We start from the raw sequence: 17,871 nt of genomic DNA, 5'->3' as shown, positions 1-17,871 counted from the left end.
CAGGTACGGCCTCACGCCGCCTTCCGAGGCGTTTGCTCCCTCATGAAAGCCAGGGCCTGCTCGGGCGTCATCGGTCGACCGAAGAGGTAGCCCTGGACCTCCGTGCAGCCCGTCTGGGTCACGAGGGCGAGCTGATCCTCCGTCTCGACCCCCTCGGCGGTGATCGCGGTCCCCAGACGCTCGCCGATGCTGACCACGGCGCGGACGATGGCCTGTGCGTCGAGGTCGTCGATCTCGCGTACGAACGACCGGTCGATCTTGATCTTGTCGAAGGGGAATCGCCGCAGGTAACTCAGGCTGGAGTACCCCGTCCCGAAATCGTCCAGTGCGATCCGCACGCCGACGGACCTCAGCCTGTGCAGGCAGGCGATGACCGCGTCGCCGTCCTGGATCATCAGGCTTTCCGTGATCTCCAGTTCGAGCCTGTCGGCCGCCAGACCGGAGACAGCGAGGGCGTTCGCGACGGCCGCTTCGAGGCCGGGCTGCTGGAACTGGACCGCCGATACGTTGACGGCGATGCGCGCCTGGATCGGCCACGACGCGGCGAAGCGGCAAGCCTCCTCCAGGGCCCACGCTCCGAGGGGAACCACCAGGCCGGTCTCCTCGGCGATTGGGATGAACTCGGCCGGCGAGACCATCCCGCGGGTCGGATGCGGCCAGCGCATCAGGGCCTCGAAGGCACGGACCTGCCCGTCCGCCAGCGCGACGACGGGCTGGTAATGCAGCCGGAACTCACCCTTCCGATGGGCCAGATGCATGTCGAACTCAAGCTTGTTCCGGTCCTCCAGCGCTTCGTCCATTCCCTGGGTGTAGACTTGGAAGCTGTTCCGTCCGGCGGCCTTGGCCCGATAGAGGGCAAGGTCGGCGTGGCGATGCAGGAGGTCCACCTCCAGTCCATGCTCCGGTGCGTGCGCGATCCCGACGCTCGCGCCGATGGTCACGACCTGGCTGCCGAGATGGATGGGCTGGCCTATGGCGTCGATGACGGTCCGTGCGAGCGCTTGCGCGTCCTCAAGCACGGTCCCCGGCAGGATGATCGCAAACTCGTCCCCACCAAGGCGAGCGATGACGCCGTCATTCCCGACCGAGTCCCTCAAGCGGTCGGCGACGACCCGCAGCAGTCCGTCCCCGGCATGGTGTCCGAGTGTGTCGTTGACTGTCTTGAAGCGGTCGAGATCCAGGCAGAGCAACGCGGCTGGACCGTTTCCGATATCCGCGAGGCATCTTTCGAGGGTGGCGTGGAAGACCATGCGATTGGGCAGGTCGGTGAGGCTGTCGTGGCTCGCGACGTGGGCGATGCGCGCCTCGGAGACCTTTCGATCCGTGATGTCGATCTGAAGGCCGACGCAGCGGGCGGGCTCGCCGGTCTCGTCGTCGAGCATGCGTCCGAAGGACTGCATCCATCGTGGCTCGGCCGGAACGGTAGGGTTGGCGACGCGGAACTCGCAGCTGTACGTGGACCGGTCCGCGATGGCTCGCTTGACCTCGTCCCAGACCCCGGGAAGGTCGTCGGGATGGACCTGCGCCTTCCAATCGGCCAGCGGGATCTCCATCGCGTCCTGGCCGACCGGGATCGGAAGGTTGTGCATGCGGGCGCTCATCGGCGAGAGCCGGACGACGTCGTCGCGCATGTCCCACTCCCAGATGCCCGCCTCGGCCGCCTCCTGGGCGAGACGCAGGAGATCTCCGGTCGCCTTCAGCGCGTTCTGTGCCGCGATGATGTGGTCTATATCGAGCGCCGTACCGAGCCACTCGATCACCTCTCCGTTGCGCTGGAGGGGGATCATGACGATTCGGTGCCAGCGGTAGTCCCCGTCATGCCGCCTGAGGCGACCTTCGAGCTCGAAGGCTTGCTTGCCCGAAACCGCGGACTCCCAGGCGCTAGACATGCGCTCGACGTCGCCCGGATGGTTGCGGCTGTGAGCTCGCTCGCCCGACCTTTCAGTCTCGCCGTAGTAGGTGCGGAAGCTTGCGTTCCTGTAGGCGGTGACGCGTTTTTCGGGCGAGACGGTCCAGACCATCTGCGGCAGGGCATCGGCAAGCGAGGCGTAGCGGGTTTTTGCGTCGCGCAGGGCATCGTCGGTATCCGCGAGCGTCGCCGCCACGCGACGATGCTCGGTCCGATCCTGGTAGACGCGCAGGTTCGCGGTTACGACCTCGGCCAGGTCGCGAAGTTGGTTGGCCTGCTCGGTCGAGAAGCGTCGCGGCTTTGTATCGATGATGCAGAGCGATCCGACCCGGATGCCGGACCTCAGGATCAGCGGCGCGCCGGCATAGAAACGGATTCGTGGCTCCCCCGTGACCAGGGGGTTCGTCCTGAACCGCGCATCCTCCCGCGCATCCTCGACGACGAGGACCTCATCAGCCTGGATGGTATGGTCGCAGAACGCGACGTCCCGAGAGGTCCCATGGTCGCTCAGGCCGCAACGCGCCTTGAACCACTGCCGGTCCTCATCGAGGAGCGAGACCAGCGCGATTGGCGTTCCGAACAGGACCCTGGCCGTTCGGCAGATCGCGTCGAACTGAGCCTCCGGTGCGGTATCGAGGATGTTCAGGTCGCGCAGGGCGGCAAGGCGCTCGGTTTCGTTGGCGGGGCGCAACAAGGCGATGTCCCTCGGCGTAAACTCCAGGATCGGGCGATCCACCATCTTCGAAAAACTAAACGTGATGTCTCGCCGATGGCGAGTTAACCGATCCTTGATACTGCCGGGGTCGCTCTGGAAGATCGTAGGCCTGGAACGGACGTCCCGACCCAGGTCAGACCGATTTGCACCGGCGTCGCGAACGGACGATTCCACGGCGGCGCACGACTTCCCGCTTCCGGCCATTCACGGTGTCATCGTCTTACGAACAGGGCGTCGTTTCGATTGCGCCAGGCCTCGTCGGAGAGCCACTGGTAATCCTTGTCCGGCATGCGGGGGATGCTTTTGATCTCGGAATCCGGAAGGGGGAGAAAGAAGCTATCTCGCTCCTCCGTCACCTTGAGGGAACGGATCGGCACGACGATGCTGTCCTTGCCGGGGGTGAAGAAGCCACCCGAGGCGACGATGGCGTAATCCCGGCGGTCCTTGCTCCCGAAGATGACGTTCCTGACCTCTCCGACGATCCGGTCGTCGGAGCTGCGAACCTCCGCACCGACGATCTGGTCCGCCCTCAACCCAAGGACGAGACCGTCGACATCGACGAGCGGCAAGGCGCCCTTTTGGTCGCGCCGGCCTTCCGTCGCCCCCCGACGGACCTTCGGGTCCCGCGCCGCCATCTGCTCCTCGGCCGCATCCTCGTCATTGTCGCCCAGGCTGGTCATCGCAGGCCCCGCGATCAGTTCTCGGATGTTGGCCATCAGACGCTCGCAATCCGTATGGCGCCCGTAGGACCATAGCGTGAACGCCGCATCCCGCAGGCTCCGAAGATCCTTTACGGTCTGCCGATTGGCGGGCCCGTGAAGGTCGGGCCGTTGCAGGATGGCCTCCTCAAGCTTGGCATCCGCAATCTGACACTCGGCAAGGGCGGCACCGCCCCCAAGCGTGCAAAGGAATGAGGCGGCGACAACGAATTGAAGGGGGTTCATCAAGAGCCTGGTCTATAATATCGCCGGAGCAAATTAGTACTAAATAGTTTTTTATTAGAGAAACTTATTAAATGTAAAAAGGATTTGCGTTGAAGGTCCCGCTTCGACGGCGGGATTGTAGCTGCCTAAGCAGAGCGTTCGATTATCCCTGGCCTCGCCCTTGGGCCTGATTGCCGGCTGTTCCTCGACGCGATGCCTGGGCGCAGCCTGTCGTCCGTTGCGCGGATGCGCCGGCGTCATGCTCTCGACCGAGACGCGTTTTCCGGTAATGGGATCCAATATGGCCACGATTTGCCTCGCTACCGTAAATCGAGCGGAGCTCTGCTACGGTCAAGGTTAAGATCTTAAGCTCCAAGAAGTTCCGATCATAATTCAGAAATACGAACTTTTATTTTAGGAATGGATGTCCATCGGGCTTTAATCCAAGATCGGTTATTGTTCTGCGCAGATTAGGACGTATATCGATTCAATCGCTGGCCACTGTTTCTGGGCGTCGGCGCCTGAGAGTTCGATGTGCTCCCGCCTGATCCACGCGGGGAGCGACATGGCACGCACGACCTTCGATACGCACGACGAGCGGCTCACCATCGTCCAGGGTTCGGTCGAGGGCACCGGCCTCTCCGCCGAGCGTGGGGATGTCCGACGCTCTCACCTGCCGACATGCGGAGAGCCATCCATCGTTGACATCGCGACCGAACCGACCATCGTCGTGCGGGATGCTTCCAAACCCTCAATAAGGGCGACGAGGGGGCTTTCCTTCGTGGGAGGGGGGCCCGAGTTCACGAACGTTGACGCCAACCCATCGTCGCACTTCGATTCGGCTTCGCCGGTATGCATTGTGCAGGATCCATCCCTCCTTCTCGCGTCGACGGGAGCCCCGGCTTGAAGAGGGCCGAGGGTTCGGAGCCTTCACTCCAAGTCTGGAACGCCGCGCTCGAAGCGGAGATCGCTCGTCTGAGGCGTGCCCTCGACGAATCTGTCCGGCGTGGGGTCGCAGAGTCGCCTTCGACCGTCACGGAGCAGGAACGTGAGATTTCCGAGGGCCGGGCTGCCCTGGCGCTTGCGGAGACACGCCTGGCCGAATGCAAGCGATCCCTCGTCGACATGACGGCACGCCTCGTATCGCTCGGACTGAGCGAGGCCCGCTATCGCCTCGCCGTCGAGAGCGCCAGGGACTACGCCATCTTCACCTTGGATCTTTCCGGGCGCATCACCAGATGGAACACCGGAGCGGAGAACCTGCTCGGGTGGGACGAGGGGGAGGCCATCGGCCAGCCGGTGAACGTCATCTTCACGCCCGAGGACAATGACGACGCCATCGCCGAGGAGGAGATGCGGCTGGCCGTCACCGAGGGGCGGGCCGACGACGACCGCTGGCACCTGCGCAAGGACGGCGGACGGTTCTGGGCCAACGGCCTCATGATGCCGATGCGTGACGAGGCAGGCGGTCTGACGGGCTTCCTGAAAATCCTACGGGACCTCACCGAAGCGCAGCTTGCCAGCGAGCACCAGCAGATCCTCATCCATGAGCTCAATCATCGGGTGAAGAACACGCTCGCCACGGTTCAGGCCTTCACGACGCAGACGCTGCGGTCGGCGGTCTCCCTGCAGGAGGCACGGGATGCCATTACGGCGCGCCTCATCGCTCTGGCCAAGGCGCACGACGTGCTCACTGCCGAGAAGTGGGAAAGCGCCGACCTCGGCCGGCTGGTGCAGGACGCGCTGAGCCTCCACAATGCCCTTGCGCAACGCTGCCGCTGGGACGGCGAGCCCGTACGCGTGGTGCCGCGGTGCGCGCTGGCGCTGTCGATGATGCTGCATGAGCTCACGACGAACGCGTCCAAGTACGGGGCCTTGTCGAACGAGACCGGCACCGTGACGATATCTTGGGCAGCGTTCGACGCCGTCGGAGCTTCACCCGAAGCTATGCAACGCCTCAGGCTGCGCTGGCAGGAGGCGGGTGGCCCACCGGTGCTGCCCCCGACCCGGCGAGGCTTCGGCAGCCGGATGATCGAGAGGGGCGTGGCCAACGAGCTTGGGGGAGAGGTGCGCATGCTGTTCGAGTCGGACGGCCTCGTTTGCACCTTGGAGATTCCGCTCGAACCTGCCTGAGGCGCATGCATGGGCGAAGGATGTCTCACGAACTTGGCGAGAGCGGCCCGGGGTGCGCCGCCGGGCACCTCGCCGCACGAGTCCCCCGGCTAGGTTCGGGGAAGCGGACGATGAAGAAGCGGGGGGTTTGGACCGCGGCATGTGCTCCGGTCTCCGCTCGATCAGGGAACCTTGGGCGCCGGACATCCCATTCCCGGAGGGAACCCGACCCAATCGGGTGAGGGGTCAGGCTGCGGTAAGCGGAAGGGACCGGTCCTCGGTCGCGGTTACCGGGAGCCGGAAGCTGAAGGTTGTGCCCTGGTCGGGCACGCTCATGACCGTCAGCGTGCCGCCTTGGCGTTCGACGAGGTCACGACAGAGCAGGAGGCCGAGGCCGCTTCCCCGCTCGCCGGCGGTGCCATTGGTGGTGCTGCGTCGGTCGAGCCGGAACAGGTCGGCGACCTTGTCGGGAGCCATACCGACCCCGGTGTCGGAAACCGATATCTCGACGTCTTCCCCAAGGGCCCGGGCCGTCACCGCGATGGTGCCCTCCGGAAGCGTGAACTTGACCGCGTTGCTTACGAGGTTGCGCAGGACGGCCGCGAGCATGTCTCGGTGAGCCGTCACGCATAGCCCGGCGCAATCCGCCTTGAGGCTGAGCCCCTTGTCGTCCGCATTCTCGGATGCCCCCTTGAGGACCTCCTCGGTCACATCTTCCAAGTCGACGTCGCCGAGCGTCACCGCGATGGTGTCCATCTGCAGGCTCGCCCAGGCGAACAGGCCCTCCATCAGGCCGTAGGCTTGGGCCGCCGCTTCCTGGATGCCCCGGGCACGGCGCTCGATGGTCGGGTGATCGCGTTCCGTCACCGCCTTTCCGAGGACGTCCGATAGACCGAGGAGCGCCTGAAACGGATTGCGCAGGTCATGGGCGATGATCGAGAACAGCAGCGATTTCTGCTGGTTCAGGATGTCGAGCTCCTGCGACTTGGCCTCGGCCTCGCGCCGCGCCGTGCTCAGCTCGGCCAGGAACTCGCGGCGTGCCTTGGCGTAGCGGATCGCCCGCGCCAGGCTCGAAGGCGTCGCCTCGCCCTTGGACAGGTAATCGAGCGCCCCGGCCCGCATCAACCGGAAGGCGATGTCCGGGTCGTCCTCGCCCGTCAGCATCAGCACCGCCTGGTTGCCTCCGGCCGGGGACAGCAGCGTGGCGAGCAGTTCGAAGGTGTCGACGTCGGGCAGGCGGTAATCCAGCAGCACGCAGTCGAAGGCACGCCCCTCGGCAATCCTGAGCCCGGAGGTGCCGTCCGGCGCCTCGGTCAGCTCGTGCGCCAGGCCAGACTTCGCCAGCGCTCGACGCACCGCCGTGCGGTCGACCTGGTCGTCGTCGATGAGAAGGATGCGCGTCGGCATCGTCGTGTCGGCTCCGGGCTGGGCTATTCGGGAAACTCGACGATCTTCCAATAATGCTCCAGCAGCGAGACCGCCTGCATGAAGGTGTTGGCCGGGTCCTGCTTGACGATGTAGCCGGCCACGTGGTGCCCGTAGGCGCGCGCCTTGTCCTCCTCGGCCTTCGAGGTCGTCACCATGAACACGAGCGCGCTCTTCAGGTCCTCGTCGGCCCGCAGAGCCTCCAGGAACTCGATGCCGTTCATGCGCGGCATGTTGAGGTCGAGCAGGATCAGGTGCGGCTTGGGGAGCTTGGTCTTGCCGTTCTCGCCGCGCAGGATCTCCAGCGCCTCGATGCCGTCGCGCGCCACAGTGATAGGGTTGGCGATCTTGCTCTTGTTGAAGGCGCGCTTCAGTCCCTGGACGTCGACCTCGTCGTCATCGACGAGCAGCAGGTTCACGGTCGGTGCCATCATCGGTTTCCTTCGTGGAATTGGGCCAGGTGAAGTGGACCGAGAGGCCGCGCCCGTTCCGGCCCTCGCCGAGCCAGACCTTGCCGCCCTGGCGCTCGACCAGCTTCTTGACGATGGCCAGACCCATGCCGCTGCCCTCGACCTCGTCGCGGGGCTTCAAGGTCTGGAACATGCCGAACACCCGTTCACGGAACTGCTCGGGAATACCAGCGCCATCGTCCGTCACGGTGAACTCTACCATACCGTCTGCAGAGGTCGCATCGACCCAGACTTGTCCGTCCGCCGGATGGTCATGGTGCTTGATCGCGTTGCCGATGAGGTTCTGGAACGCTTGTGTCAGTGGCGCGCGAGCGGCATCCAACGTCGGCATGCCGTCCCCCGCCACGATGCTGAACCCCTCGGGCGGGCTGATCAGGCCGACGAGTTCCTCGACCAACGCCTTCGTGTCCACCTGCTCGGTGGCTACGTCGCCGCGACCGGCCCGGGAGTAAGCCAGCAGGTCGTCGAGCAGGCTTTCCAAACGCCGGACCCGACTCTTCAGAAGGTCCATGTTGGTCCGAGTGTCAGCCGTAAGGACCTCTTCCAGGTCCTCCTCGATCCAGGTCACGAGGTTCTCGATGCCGCGCAGGGGTGCCTTGAGGTCGTGCGAGGCCACGTAGGCGAACTGCTCCAGTTCCTCGTTGGTGCGGCGCAGGTCCCGCGCGTGCAGGGCGAGGCGGCGTTCCAGGGCCTTGCGCTCGGTGATGTCGGTCAAGAGCGTGACCACCCCCAGCACCGCCCCGTCGGGTCCGAGGTGTGGACGGTAGAACGCCTCCAGGTCTCGACGCCCTAGGCCGCGTCGGGCAAGCCGGTGTTCGAAGCGGGTCTCGGTGCCGGCGAAGGCGGTCTCCAGCTCGCGGCCAGTGCCAGGGAACGGTTGGCTCGCGAAGACCTGTGCCAGGGGCCTGCCATCGACCTGGGAGACGTCCTCGACCTGCAGGTCGAACCAGCGCTCGAACTCGCCGTTCAGGAAGCCGACACGCCGTTGGGCATCGACGTAGCCGACCATGGCCGGGAGCGTATCGGCGGTCGCCCGCAGGAGCGAGGTCCGGTTGAGCTCGATCAGCCCCTCCTTGAAGACCTGAACGGCCCGCGCCATCGCCCCGACCTCGTCGCGCTGTCCAGTGCCCGGCACTTCCGTTTCGAGGTCACGTCGGGCGAGGCGGCGCATCGCCTCCGCCAGTCGATGCAGGGGAGCGACGATCCTGCGGCGTACGATGACGCCGATGCCGGCGCAGATCAGGAGCGTGAGCAGGGTGCCGCCCCAGGATACGATGGCGGCGATGCTGCGGGCTTGGGCGAGGCGCTTCCCATTGACCTCGCGCAGGCGCTCCTCCTCGTCCTGGATGGCCTGAAGCTTCGTCCGGAAAGCATCGAAGTAGGCCTTGCCCGTGCCGTCGCCCTCGATCCGGACCGCTTCGGCGCGGGTGGCCGGATCTGACATGCGGCGCATGGCCGGCTCGCCGACCTCCGCCTGCCAGGCCCGGGCCGCCTTCTCGGCCTCGGCGAGCCAGCCCTGGCGCATGTGGTCCTCGCCGATCAGGGCGTGCAGCCGTTCCGTGGCTTCCTCGAAGGCAGGCTTGCCCATGCGGTAGGGTTCGAGGCTGTCCTCCCTGCCGGTGAGGAGATACCCGCGCAGGCCGGTCTCCTGGTTCAGCATGGAGACGCGAAAGGCGTCGAGGGCGCGTATGATGAGGTTCGAGCGGCCGCGGGCGTCGATGGCCGACTGGAGCTGGCCCAGCGTCGCGAGGACCGCGCCGCTGCCGAGCACCGCGACGAGCGCGATGATGGCGATGGCACCGCCGAGCGAGCGGTTCAGGCCTGTGATTTTCATCATGCCGGCGACGGCTCCGCAATCGTCGGATAGGTGCTGGCGGTGCCGATACCACGAAATCACGCTTCCGTGACCTTAAGAGCGAACGGAATCGGGCTCACTCGTCCGCCTGGATATCCTGCTCTCTTCGCCTATCGGCGGATTCCAAGCATGAATTCCGACACGACATCCTTGCAATCGTTCGTCAGGCCAAAAACAGAACCTGGCCCGGCCTGTAGACCAACCCTATCGGAGAAACGTTTCCTCGACGCCTAGGTCATTCTCGTGGGCGAGGCTGACGGCCTCGTACGCTCGTTGGCGGACGAGATGCTGAAGGACGCCGGCTTCTTCGTGGTCGAGGCATGCCACGCCGACGGGGCCTGGTTCATCCTTCACGAACGCTTGGCATGGACGTCCGCTTCAGCGACATCGACATGCCGGGCTCGATCTGCGCTGTGACCCTCGCTGGGCGCGTCCACGATGTTTGGCCGGACATACGGTTGGTTCTGATGCCCGGACGCCAGCGGCTCGCCGACCGGGAGGTGCCCTGACCACGGGTTGTTCGTGCAGAAGCCCTACAGCACCTCCCATGTCGTGGAGGCCATGCACCACGCGGCCTGATCGGAGGCTTCGCACCCGAACGTTGGGTCTCATCGCCTCCCATGTGGTGACCTTGAGCCGCGAGGACCCAGCCAACGCAAAGTCGCTGCCCCACCCCGATGCAAAGCTGTCGCAGATGGGTTTCGAGATCCCTTGGATGGTGGACGACCACCGAATCCGTCCATAAGCCCTTATCGATTGGGGCATGGGTGCCCTCATGGCTGCAGGCGTGAGAAGCATCTCGGCAATGGACAAGGCGATCTCGGCAAGGGCGGAGACGGTCCGCAGCGACACCTACCGCATCCTGTCCGAAATCGCGGGCGGGAACGGGCTCACCGACCCGTTCGCGGCGGCCGTGCGTGCCACGCGCATGCCGATGGTCATCACGGACCCCCGGCAGCACGACAATCCGATCATCTTCGCCAATCCGGCCTTCGCCCGGCTGACGGGTTATGAGCCGGAGGAGATCATCGGGCACAACTGCCGTTTCATGCAGGGGCCCGGCACCGATCCGCGCGATGTGGCGCGCATCCGGGCCGCCATCGCCGAACGGCGTGGCGTCGATCTGGCTATCCTGAACTACCGAAAGGACGGATCGACCTTCTGGAACCAGCTGCTTCTGGCCCCGGTCGAGGATGCCGGTGGCGAGGTCGCCTACTACTTCGCCAGCCAGTACGACGTCACCGCCGACACCCGGCAGTTGATCGCCCTGAGGGGCGAGAAAGACGACCTGGCAGCGGAACAGGCCACCAGCGCCCATCGACTCCGATTCAGCGAGACGGTTCTTCGCCTTGCCACCGAGGCGGCGGAGATCGGGACGTGGGACCTCGATGTCCTTGCCGACGGCTTGGTCTGGTCACAACGAACCAAGGCGATGTTCGGTCTCTCGCCGGATGCCGCCTACGGCCTCGCGACCTTCGAAGAGGCACTGCATGTCGACGACCGGGAGGCGACGATGGTGGCGTTCGCCGCCATGCTGGATCCCAGCCTGCGCGCAAACCTGGACGTCGAGTTTCGCGTCGTAGGCCGGGAGGACGGCATCGTGCGTTGGCTCGCGTCAAAGGGACGGGGGCTCTTCGACGAACAAGGACGCTGCGTCCGCGCCGTCGGCATCGTGCGCGAGGTCACCGAGAGGGCCGAAGCCGACCGTGCCCGCCGGGAGGAGGAGAGACGGCGCGCGACGCTCTTCGAACTCAACGACCGGATACGCGACATCCAAGACCCGGACGAGCTCGCCTACACGGCCTGCGAGGTGGTCGGGACCATGCTTGGCCTGAGCCGGGTCGGTTACGGCGTGATCGATAAGGTCGCGGAGACCATCACCATCGAGCGCGACTGGAATGCCCCGGGCATCCTGAGCTTGGCGGGCGTATTGCGGTTTCGCGATTACGGGTCATACATCGAGGACCTGAAGCGGGGCGAGACCGCCGTCGTGTCGGATGCATCCGTCGACCCGCGCACACGGGACAATGCGGCTGCCCTGGAGGGCCTGAGCGCACGCGCGTTCGTCAACATGCCCCTGGTCGAGCAGGGGGCGTCCGTGGCCCTGTTCTTCGTGAACCACGCCGAAGCGCGCCCATGGGCGGAGGCCGAGATCGCGCTGATGCGCGATGTCGCAGGGCGGGTACGGGTGGCGACCGAGCGCCTTCGTTCCGAGCGGGCCCTCCGGGCCAGCGAGGAGCAGTTCCGCGTCTTCACTCAGGCCATCCCGAACCAGGTATGGGCCGCCCGGCCCGACGGCTATCTCTTCTGGTTCAACGAGCAGGCCTACGCCTACGCCGGTACCCAACCGGGCACGTTGGACGGCATCACGGAATGGGGCCGCATCGTCCATCCCGACGACCTTCCCCCGGCCGGCGAAGCTTGGGTCCGGTCGCTCGCGACCGGTGAGGTCTACGAGACCGAGTTCCGCATCCGGCGGGCCGATGGTGCCTTCCGCTGGTTCCTGGTCCGTGCCGAACCCGTCAGGTCGCCGGACGGCGCCATCGTCCAGTGGGTCGGCACCAACACCGACATCGACGAGCGTAAGGCGCAGGCCGCCGAACTCGTGGAACTGAACGCGAGCCTGGAACGGCGCGTCGAGGAGCGGACCCGGGAACGCGACCGTACCTGGAAGGTCTCCCAGGACATGATGATCGTCGTCGATGCCGGTGGCGCCTTCCGGGCCGTGAGCCCGGCTGCGACCCGCATCCTCGGATGGAAGCCGGGCGAGATGATCGGCCGGTCGGTCTTCGACTTCATCCATCCCGACGACATCGAACTATCCGTCTCGGCTCTCAACGAGGCCATAGGCGTCGAACTCGCCCGGGTCGAGAACCGGTACCGCCACAAGGACGGGAGCTATCGCTGGCTGGCCTGGACGGCGGCACCGGAAGGCGATCTCATCTACGCCACCGGGCGGAACATCACCGCCGAAAAGGAGCAGGCCGAGGCGCTGCTCCGGGCTGAGGAGCAACTCCGGCAATCGCAGAAGATGGAAGCTGTCGGTCAGTTGACCGGCGGCCTGGCACACGACTTCAACAACCTGCTCGCTGGCATCTCGGGGAGCCTGGAGCTTCTCCAGACCCGGATGGCACAGGGGCGCCTGACCGATCTCGACCGCTACATCAATGCCGCCCAGGGCGCCTCGAAGCGGGCGGCCGCGCTGACGCATCGGCTCCTTGCGTTCTCGCGCCGCCAGACCCTCGATCCGAAGCCGACCGACGTGAACAGGCTCGTCGGCGGGATGGAGGATCTCGTCCGGCGCACGGTGGGACCCGCGATACATGTGGAGGTGGTCGGCGCGTCTGGGCTATGGCCCGCGTTGATCGACCCGCCGCAGCTTGAGAACGCCCTTCTCAACCTGTGCATCAATGCCCGGGATGCGATGCCGGACGGCGGACGCATCACCATCGAGACCGCCAACAAGTGGCTCGACGACCGGGGAGCCAAGGAGCGCGACCTGGCCCCCGGCCAGTACCTGTCCCTCTGCGTCTCGGACACTGGTACCGGCATGACGCCGGAGGTGACCGAGCGTGCCTTCGACCCCTTCTTCACGACGAAGCCCATCGGGCAGGGCACTGGCCTAGGCCTCTCGATGATCTACGGATTCGTTCGGCAATCCGGCGGGCACGTTCGAATCTACTCGGAGATCGGCGAGGGTACGACGATGTGCCTGTACCTGCCGCGCCACTACGGCGAGGCCGAGGGGGCGGACGCCCTTGGCTCCCTCGGCGACGCGCCACGTGCCGAGCAGGGGCAGACCGTGCTGGTCATCGACGACGAACCTACCGTCCGGATGCTCGTGACCGAGGTGCTGGAAGATCTCGGCTACACCGCCATCGAGGCGGCCGACGGTCCGGCGGGCCTCAAGGTCCTACGCTCGAACGTGCGCATCGACCTGCTGGTGACCGACGTCGGTCTTCCGGGCGGCATGAACGGCCGCCAGGTCGCCGATGCGGCCAGGGTCGCTCGACCGAGCCTGAAGGTCCTCTTCATCACCGGCTACGCCGAGAATGCGGTGGTCGGGAATGGGCATCTCGATCCGGGAATGGCCGTTCTGACGAAACCGTTCGTGATGGAGGCCCTGGCTTCGCGTATTCGGGAGCTGATCACATCGACCTGACGGTCGACCGGTGGCCATGGCGTTCCGGGCACGACGTCGGACAGGCTGGCCCGCGGCCTTGAAACTTATCGACGGCAAGTCCCGTACCGATACGTGACGAAAAAATGTCCTCGCGCTGCAAGTTGTGGCTTCAGCGTTCGATGAGTATTGATCAAATCATCTCACGAAGAATAATTAATCTAATATTACCTGGAACAACGATTGAATTATTCTGTTGCTGAGTGGGTTGGATAAGACCTTAACCGAACAGGATATCTCCTATGAATAAGCTCACCCTTGCCCTGACCGCTTTGACCGCCCTCGGCGGCATCGCCCTTGCGGCCGGTTCGGCAACCGCCGCCCCGATGTCTGTCAACGGCCTTCAGTCCGAGAGCGGCGTCACCCAGGTCCGCATGGACCGCGGTGAGCGAATGATGATGAAGAAGCGCATGATGCGGAAGAACATGATGAAGCGCCGCATGATGAAGAAGCGGATGATGAACCGCGGCATGTGATCCGAGGCGCATAACGCTTCCGGAGGTCCCGATTCAGGGACCTCCGCCCCGGCGGCCGCGATCTTGGTCTGTCTCGCCCTCTCCACCACGGCGGCCATACCGAAGAACCCGTGTGCCACGCCGGGATAGTCCCGTCGGCCATACGGATCATCGTACCGGGGAGACCATGGCGTGATCCGGCGGCTCTTCGTTAATGGGACACAACCTGCTCTTAGGGGGGGCACCCGGTCGACGCCGGAAGGCGTAAGGACCGCAACCTTCGCCTTGCTCGCTCGTTCGCACGAGGCGTTTGGCAAGGGTCGCGTATCGCCCCTGGTCGAGGCGCCGACATACGGCCGGGACGAGGGTGCGGGACCATTTCACAGGACGGGAATCACGACGCCGGCGACGAAAAAGCTCGCCTCGCTGCGCTTGAAAGATACGGGATCCTCGACACACCGGCGGAAGAGGGGTTCGACGACGTCGTCCATCTCGCCAGCCTGTTGTGCGATACCTCGGTCGCCCTCGTCAGCTTCGTCGCCGGCGATCGTCAGTGGTTCAAAGCCAGGGTCGGCTTCGATCCCTGCGAGACGCCGCTCGATCAATCCGTATGCGCCCATGCCCTCCGTCGGCCCGGGCTCCTCGTCATCCCGGATCTTCGAGAGGACGAGCGCACCCGGGGGAACGCCCTCGTCAACGGTTCACCGTACATCCGCTTCTACGCCGGCGCCCGGTTGGAGACGCCTGACGGTCAGGCTCTCGGAACCCTGTGCGTCATCGACGGGACCCCTCGGCCCGAGGGCCTGAGCCCCGCCCAGGCCGAGGGTCTCGAACGTCTCGCCCGTCAGGTCATGGCGCAGATGGAGTTGCGGCGGATCTCGACCGCGCGCGAGCGAATGGCATCGGAGGCGGAAGAGGCCGCTCGCCGGCATCGCCAGATCCTCGACGGCGCCACGGACTACGCGATCATCACCACGGATCTCTGCGGCCTCGTCACCGAGTGGAATGCCGGTGCCGTCAATATCCTCGGCTGGTCCACCGCCGAGATGCATGGCCGATCCGCTGAGGTCATCTTCACAGAAGAGGACCGTGCGGAGGGGATTCCCGAGCGCGAGATGGCGGTCGCGCGCGTGAAGGGTGCGGGCAACGACGAGCGCTGGCATATGCGCAAGGACGGGTCCCGCTTCTACGCCCGCGGCGAGATGATGCCGCTGTTCGAGGCCAACGAGCGCCACGTCGGATACCTCAAGATCCTGCGCGACCGCACCGAACAGCGAACGGCGGAGGAAGCCGCCGCGGAGATCAAGCGGGCCCTGGCGGTCTCGGAGGAGCGCCTCAGGCTCGCAGTGCGAGCAGCCGGGGTCGGCATCTTCGACTACGACCCGGTGGCCGATACCCTGACCTGGGACGACCGGGTGCGCGAGCTGTTCGGGGCGGGGGCCGACGAGGAGGTCAGCTACGCCGACACCTTCCTGCCGGCTCTCCATCCCGACGACAGGGAGCCGACTGATCGCGCGGTCCGAGCCGCGTTCGATGGGGACGCCCCCGAGCCCGTCATCATCGAGTATCGCATCCACGACCTGCACACCGGGGAAGAGAAATGGCTAGCCGCGCGCGGTCAGGCCGTGTTCCGCGACGGCAAGCCCGCTCGCTTCGTCGGAACGGTCCGTGACGTCACCACTCGGAAGCGGGCCGGGCTCGCGGTCAGAGCCGCCGAGGAACGCTATCGCCTCGTCACCCAGGCGACGAACGACGCGATCTGGGACTGGGACCTCGTCTCGAACCACGTGCTCTGGAACGAAGCTCTTCACACCACCTACGGCTACGACCTTTCGACGGTCGAGCCGACCGGCGAGTGGTGGCTGGACCATGTCCATCCGGACGACAGGGTTCGGGTCGAGGGCGACATCCGGGCGACCATCGCCGGCACCGACTCCGAATGGTCGCATGACTATCGCTTCCGTCGTGCGGACGGCACGTATGCCGACGTTTTCGACCGCGGTTTCATGGTCCGAGGACCGCGGGGTGAGCCGCTGCGGATGATCGGAGCGATGCTCGACCTGACGGAGCGCAAGCGCGACGAGCGTCGCCTTCGGGCCCTCAACGCCATGCTGGAGGAACGCGTCGAGGAAAGCACCCGTGAGCGCGACCGGATCTGGGGCGCCTCGCAGGACTTGATGTGCGTGATCGACACCAGGGGCGTGTTCCGCGCGGTGAGCCCGGCGGCGATGCGGATCCTCGGCTGGCAACCCGAGGAGATGGTCGGCGCCACCGTCTTCGACTTCATCCACCCGGACGACCTACGGCCGACGGATGGTGCGCTCCACCTTGCGGCCGAACAGGACCTGCCGGTGTTCGAGAATCGCTACCGGCACAAGAACGGGGATTATCGCTGGCTGTCCTGGGTCGCCACTCCCGTCGGAGACGTCATCTACGCGACCGGCCGGCACATCACCGCCGAGAAGGCCCAGGCCGAGGCGCTGAGCCAAGCCGAGGAAGCCCTGCGACAGTCCCAGAAGATGGAGGCGGTCGGTCAGCTCACCGGCGGCATCGCGCACGATTTCAACAATCTTCTCACCGGGATCTCGGGCAGCCTGGAACTCCTTCAGACCCGGATCAGCCAGGGCCGGATCTCGGAGGTCGACAAGTACGTCAACGCCGCCCAGGGGGCTTCCCGGCGGGCCGCCGCGCTCACCCATCGGCTATTGGCGTTCTCACGCCGCCAGACCCTGGATCCGAAGCCGACGGACGTGAACCGTCTGATCGCCGGTATGGAGGAACTCATCAGGCGGACCATCGGGCCCGAGATCGCCTTGGAGGTCGTCGGGACGCCCGCGTTGTGGTCGGCCCTGGTAGACCCGAGCCAGCTTGAGAATGTGCTTCTCAACCTTTGCATCAATGCCAGGGACGCGATGCCGGATGGCGGGCGGATCACCATCGAGACCGCCAACAAGTGGATCGACCGGCATGTCGGCGGCGCACGCGACCTCGAACCGGGGCAGTACCTTTCGCTCTGCGTGACCGACACCGGCACCGGCATGACGCCCGAAATCGCCGCGAAGGTGTTCGAGCCGTTCTTCACGACCAAGCCCATTGGCCAGGGCACCGGGCTCGGCCTGTCGATGATCCACGGCTTCGTGCGCCAATCGGGCGGTCAGGTGCGGATCTATTCCGAGGTCGGCGTCGGGACGACGATGTGCGTCTACCTCCCACGCCATTACGGGCCGACCGACGTCACCGACCCGATGCCGGACGTGACGTCGGCGCCCCGTGCCATCCAGGGCCAGACCGTGCTGGTGGTCGACGACGAGCCGACCGTGCGGATGCTGGTGACAGAGGTCCTGGAGGGCCTCGGCTACACAGCCATCGAGGCCGGCGACGGCGCCGCCGGCCTCACGATCCTCCGTTCGGATGCCCGCATCGACCTCGTGGTCACCGACGTCGGGCTGCCGGGCGGGATGAACGGGCGCCAGATGGCCGATGCAGGACGCATCCTCCGTCCTGGCCTGAAGGTGATGTTCATCACCGGCTACGCCGAGAACTCCGTCGTCGGGAACGGCCATCTCGAACCTGGCATGGCTGTCCTCACGAAACCCTTCGCGATGGACGAACTTGCCTCCCGGGTTCGGGAACTCATCATCGTGGCGTAGCCGCCTCGATGATAGGGTGCGGATCGTGATCGGAAGACCGCACGGCCTGGTCGACCACCGCTGATCGAGCTCGACCCAGGCCACGGAACGAGTTCGAGGCTGGGCAACACCGGCGAGAGCGAAGCCGACTCAAGCGCGAACCAACTGGGGGAGCGATTTCAGCGCAGCCGAGCCTCG

12 protein-coding genes are annotated in these 17,871 nt (G+C 65.6%); 6 read left to right on the top strand and 6 right to left on the bottom strand.

Annotation, left to right across the window (positions count from 1 at the left end; translation table 11 throughout):
- Positions 1–11: 11 nt before the first annotated feature.
- Both MKK58_RS01305 and MKK58_RS01300 read right to left on the bottom strand, forming a co-directional pair.
- The gene (locus tag MKK58_RS01305) at positions 12–2,600 is read right to left on the bottom strand and encodes an EAL domain-containing protein (protein ID WP_243910406.1); all 2,589 of its coding nucleotides are present in this window, start codon (positions 2,598–2,600) and stop codon (positions 12–14) included.
- A 236-nt stretch (positions 2,601–2,836) separates the two neighbouring features.
- On the bottom strand, positions 2,837–3,568 hold the full coding sequence (locus tag MKK58_RS01300) for a PRC-barrel domain-containing protein (protein WP_243910405.1): 732 nt from the start codon (positions 3,566–3,568) through the stop codon (positions 2,837–2,839).
- 544 nt (positions 3,569–4,112) lie between these two features.
- Between MKK58_RS01300 and MKK58_RS01295 the strand changes: the two genes are divergently transcribed.
- Together MKK58_RS01295 and MKK58_RS01290 are read left to right on the top strand one after the other, a co-directional pair.
- Positions 4,113–4,454: a hypothetical protein gene (locus MKK58_RS01295; RefSeq protein ID WP_243910404.1), complete on the top strand. Its 342-nt coding sequence runs from the start codon at positions 4,113–4,115 to the stop codon at positions 4,452–4,454.
- Positions 4,451–5,680, top strand: a complete 1,230-nt coding sequence (locus MKK58_RS01290; RefSeq protein ID WP_243910403.1) for a sensor histidine kinase — start codon at positions 4,451–4,453, stop codon at positions 5,678–5,680. Before MKK58_RS01295 ends, MKK58_RS01290 begins: the two co-directional genes overlap by 4 nt.
- A 225-nt stretch (positions 5,681–5,905) precedes the next feature.
- On the opposite strand, the gene MKK58_RS01285 is transcribed toward MKK58_RS01290, so the two are convergent.
- From MKK58_RS01285 to MKK58_RS01275, 3 genes are read right to left on the bottom strand one after another with little or no spacing between them, the layout of a single operon-like run.
- Positions 5,906–7,066 (bottom strand): hybrid sensor histidine kinase/response regulator, encoded by a 1,161-nt coding sequence (locus MKK58_RS01285; RefSeq protein WP_243910402.1) that lies wholly within the window; start codon positions 7,064–7,066, stop codon positions 5,906–5,908.
- 23 nt (positions 7,067–7,089) lie between these two features.
- Entirely contained in the window at positions 7,090–7,518 is a 429-nt protein-coding gene (locus tag MKK58_RS01280) for a response regulator (protein WP_243910401.1), read from the bottom strand.
- Positions 7,481–9,391, bottom strand: coding sequence for a CHASE3 domain-containing protein (locus MKK58_RS01275; RefSeq protein ID WP_243910400.1), 1,911 nt, complete (start codon positions 9,389–9,391; stop codon positions 7,481–7,483). The genes MKK58_RS01280 and MKK58_RS01275 overlap by 38 nt, the downstream gene beginning before the upstream one ends.
- Positions 9,392–9,774: 383 nt before the next feature.
- Between MKK58_RS01275 and MKK58_RS26950 the strand changes: the two genes are divergently transcribed.
- From MKK58_RS26950 to MKK58_RS01260, 3 genes are all read left to right on the top strand, one after another.
- Entirely contained in the window at positions 9,775–9,918 is a 144-nt protein-coding gene (locus MKK58_RS26950) for a hypothetical protein (protein WP_313899260.1), read from the top strand.
- A gap of 296 nt (positions 9,919–10,214) precedes the next feature.
- On the top strand, positions 10,215–13,571 hold the full coding sequence (locus tag MKK58_RS01265; protein WP_243910399.1) for a PAS domain S-box protein: 3,357 nt from the start codon (positions 10,215–10,217) through the stop codon (positions 13,569–13,571).
- 260 nt (positions 13,572–13,831) lie between these two features.
- Complete coding sequence (locus MKK58_RS01260) at positions 13,832–14,065, top strand: hypothetical protein (RefSeq protein WP_243910398.1); 234 nt, start codon at positions 13,832–13,834, stop codon at positions 14,063–14,065.
- A 359-nt stretch (positions 14,066–14,424) separates the two neighbouring features.
- Here the strand turns inward: MKK58_RS01260 and MKK58_RS01255 are convergent, their stop codons facing one another.
- Complete coding sequence (locus MKK58_RS01255; RefSeq protein WP_243910397.1) at positions 14,425–14,664, bottom strand: hypothetical protein; 240 nt, start codon at positions 14,662–14,664, stop codon at positions 14,425–14,427.
- Here MKK58_RS01255 and MKK58_RS01250 point away from each other — a divergent pair.
- Entirely contained in the window at positions 14,548–17,694 is a 3,147-nt protein-coding gene (locus MKK58_RS01250) for a PAS domain S-box protein (protein ID WP_409565159.1), read from the top strand. The genes MKK58_RS01255 and MKK58_RS01250 overlap by 117 nt on opposite strands.
- Positions 17,695–17,871 lie beyond the last annotated feature (177 nt).

Origin of the sequence: Methylobacterium sp. J-078 (assembly GCF_022829285.1) — a bacterium.
Taxonomy (GTDB): domain Bacteria; phylum Pseudomonadota; class Alphaproteobacteria; order Rhizobiales; family Beijerinckiaceae; genus Methylobacterium.
Note: the sequence above shows the minus strand (reverse complement) of the source record. Positions and strands in the feature narration are given on the sequence as shown.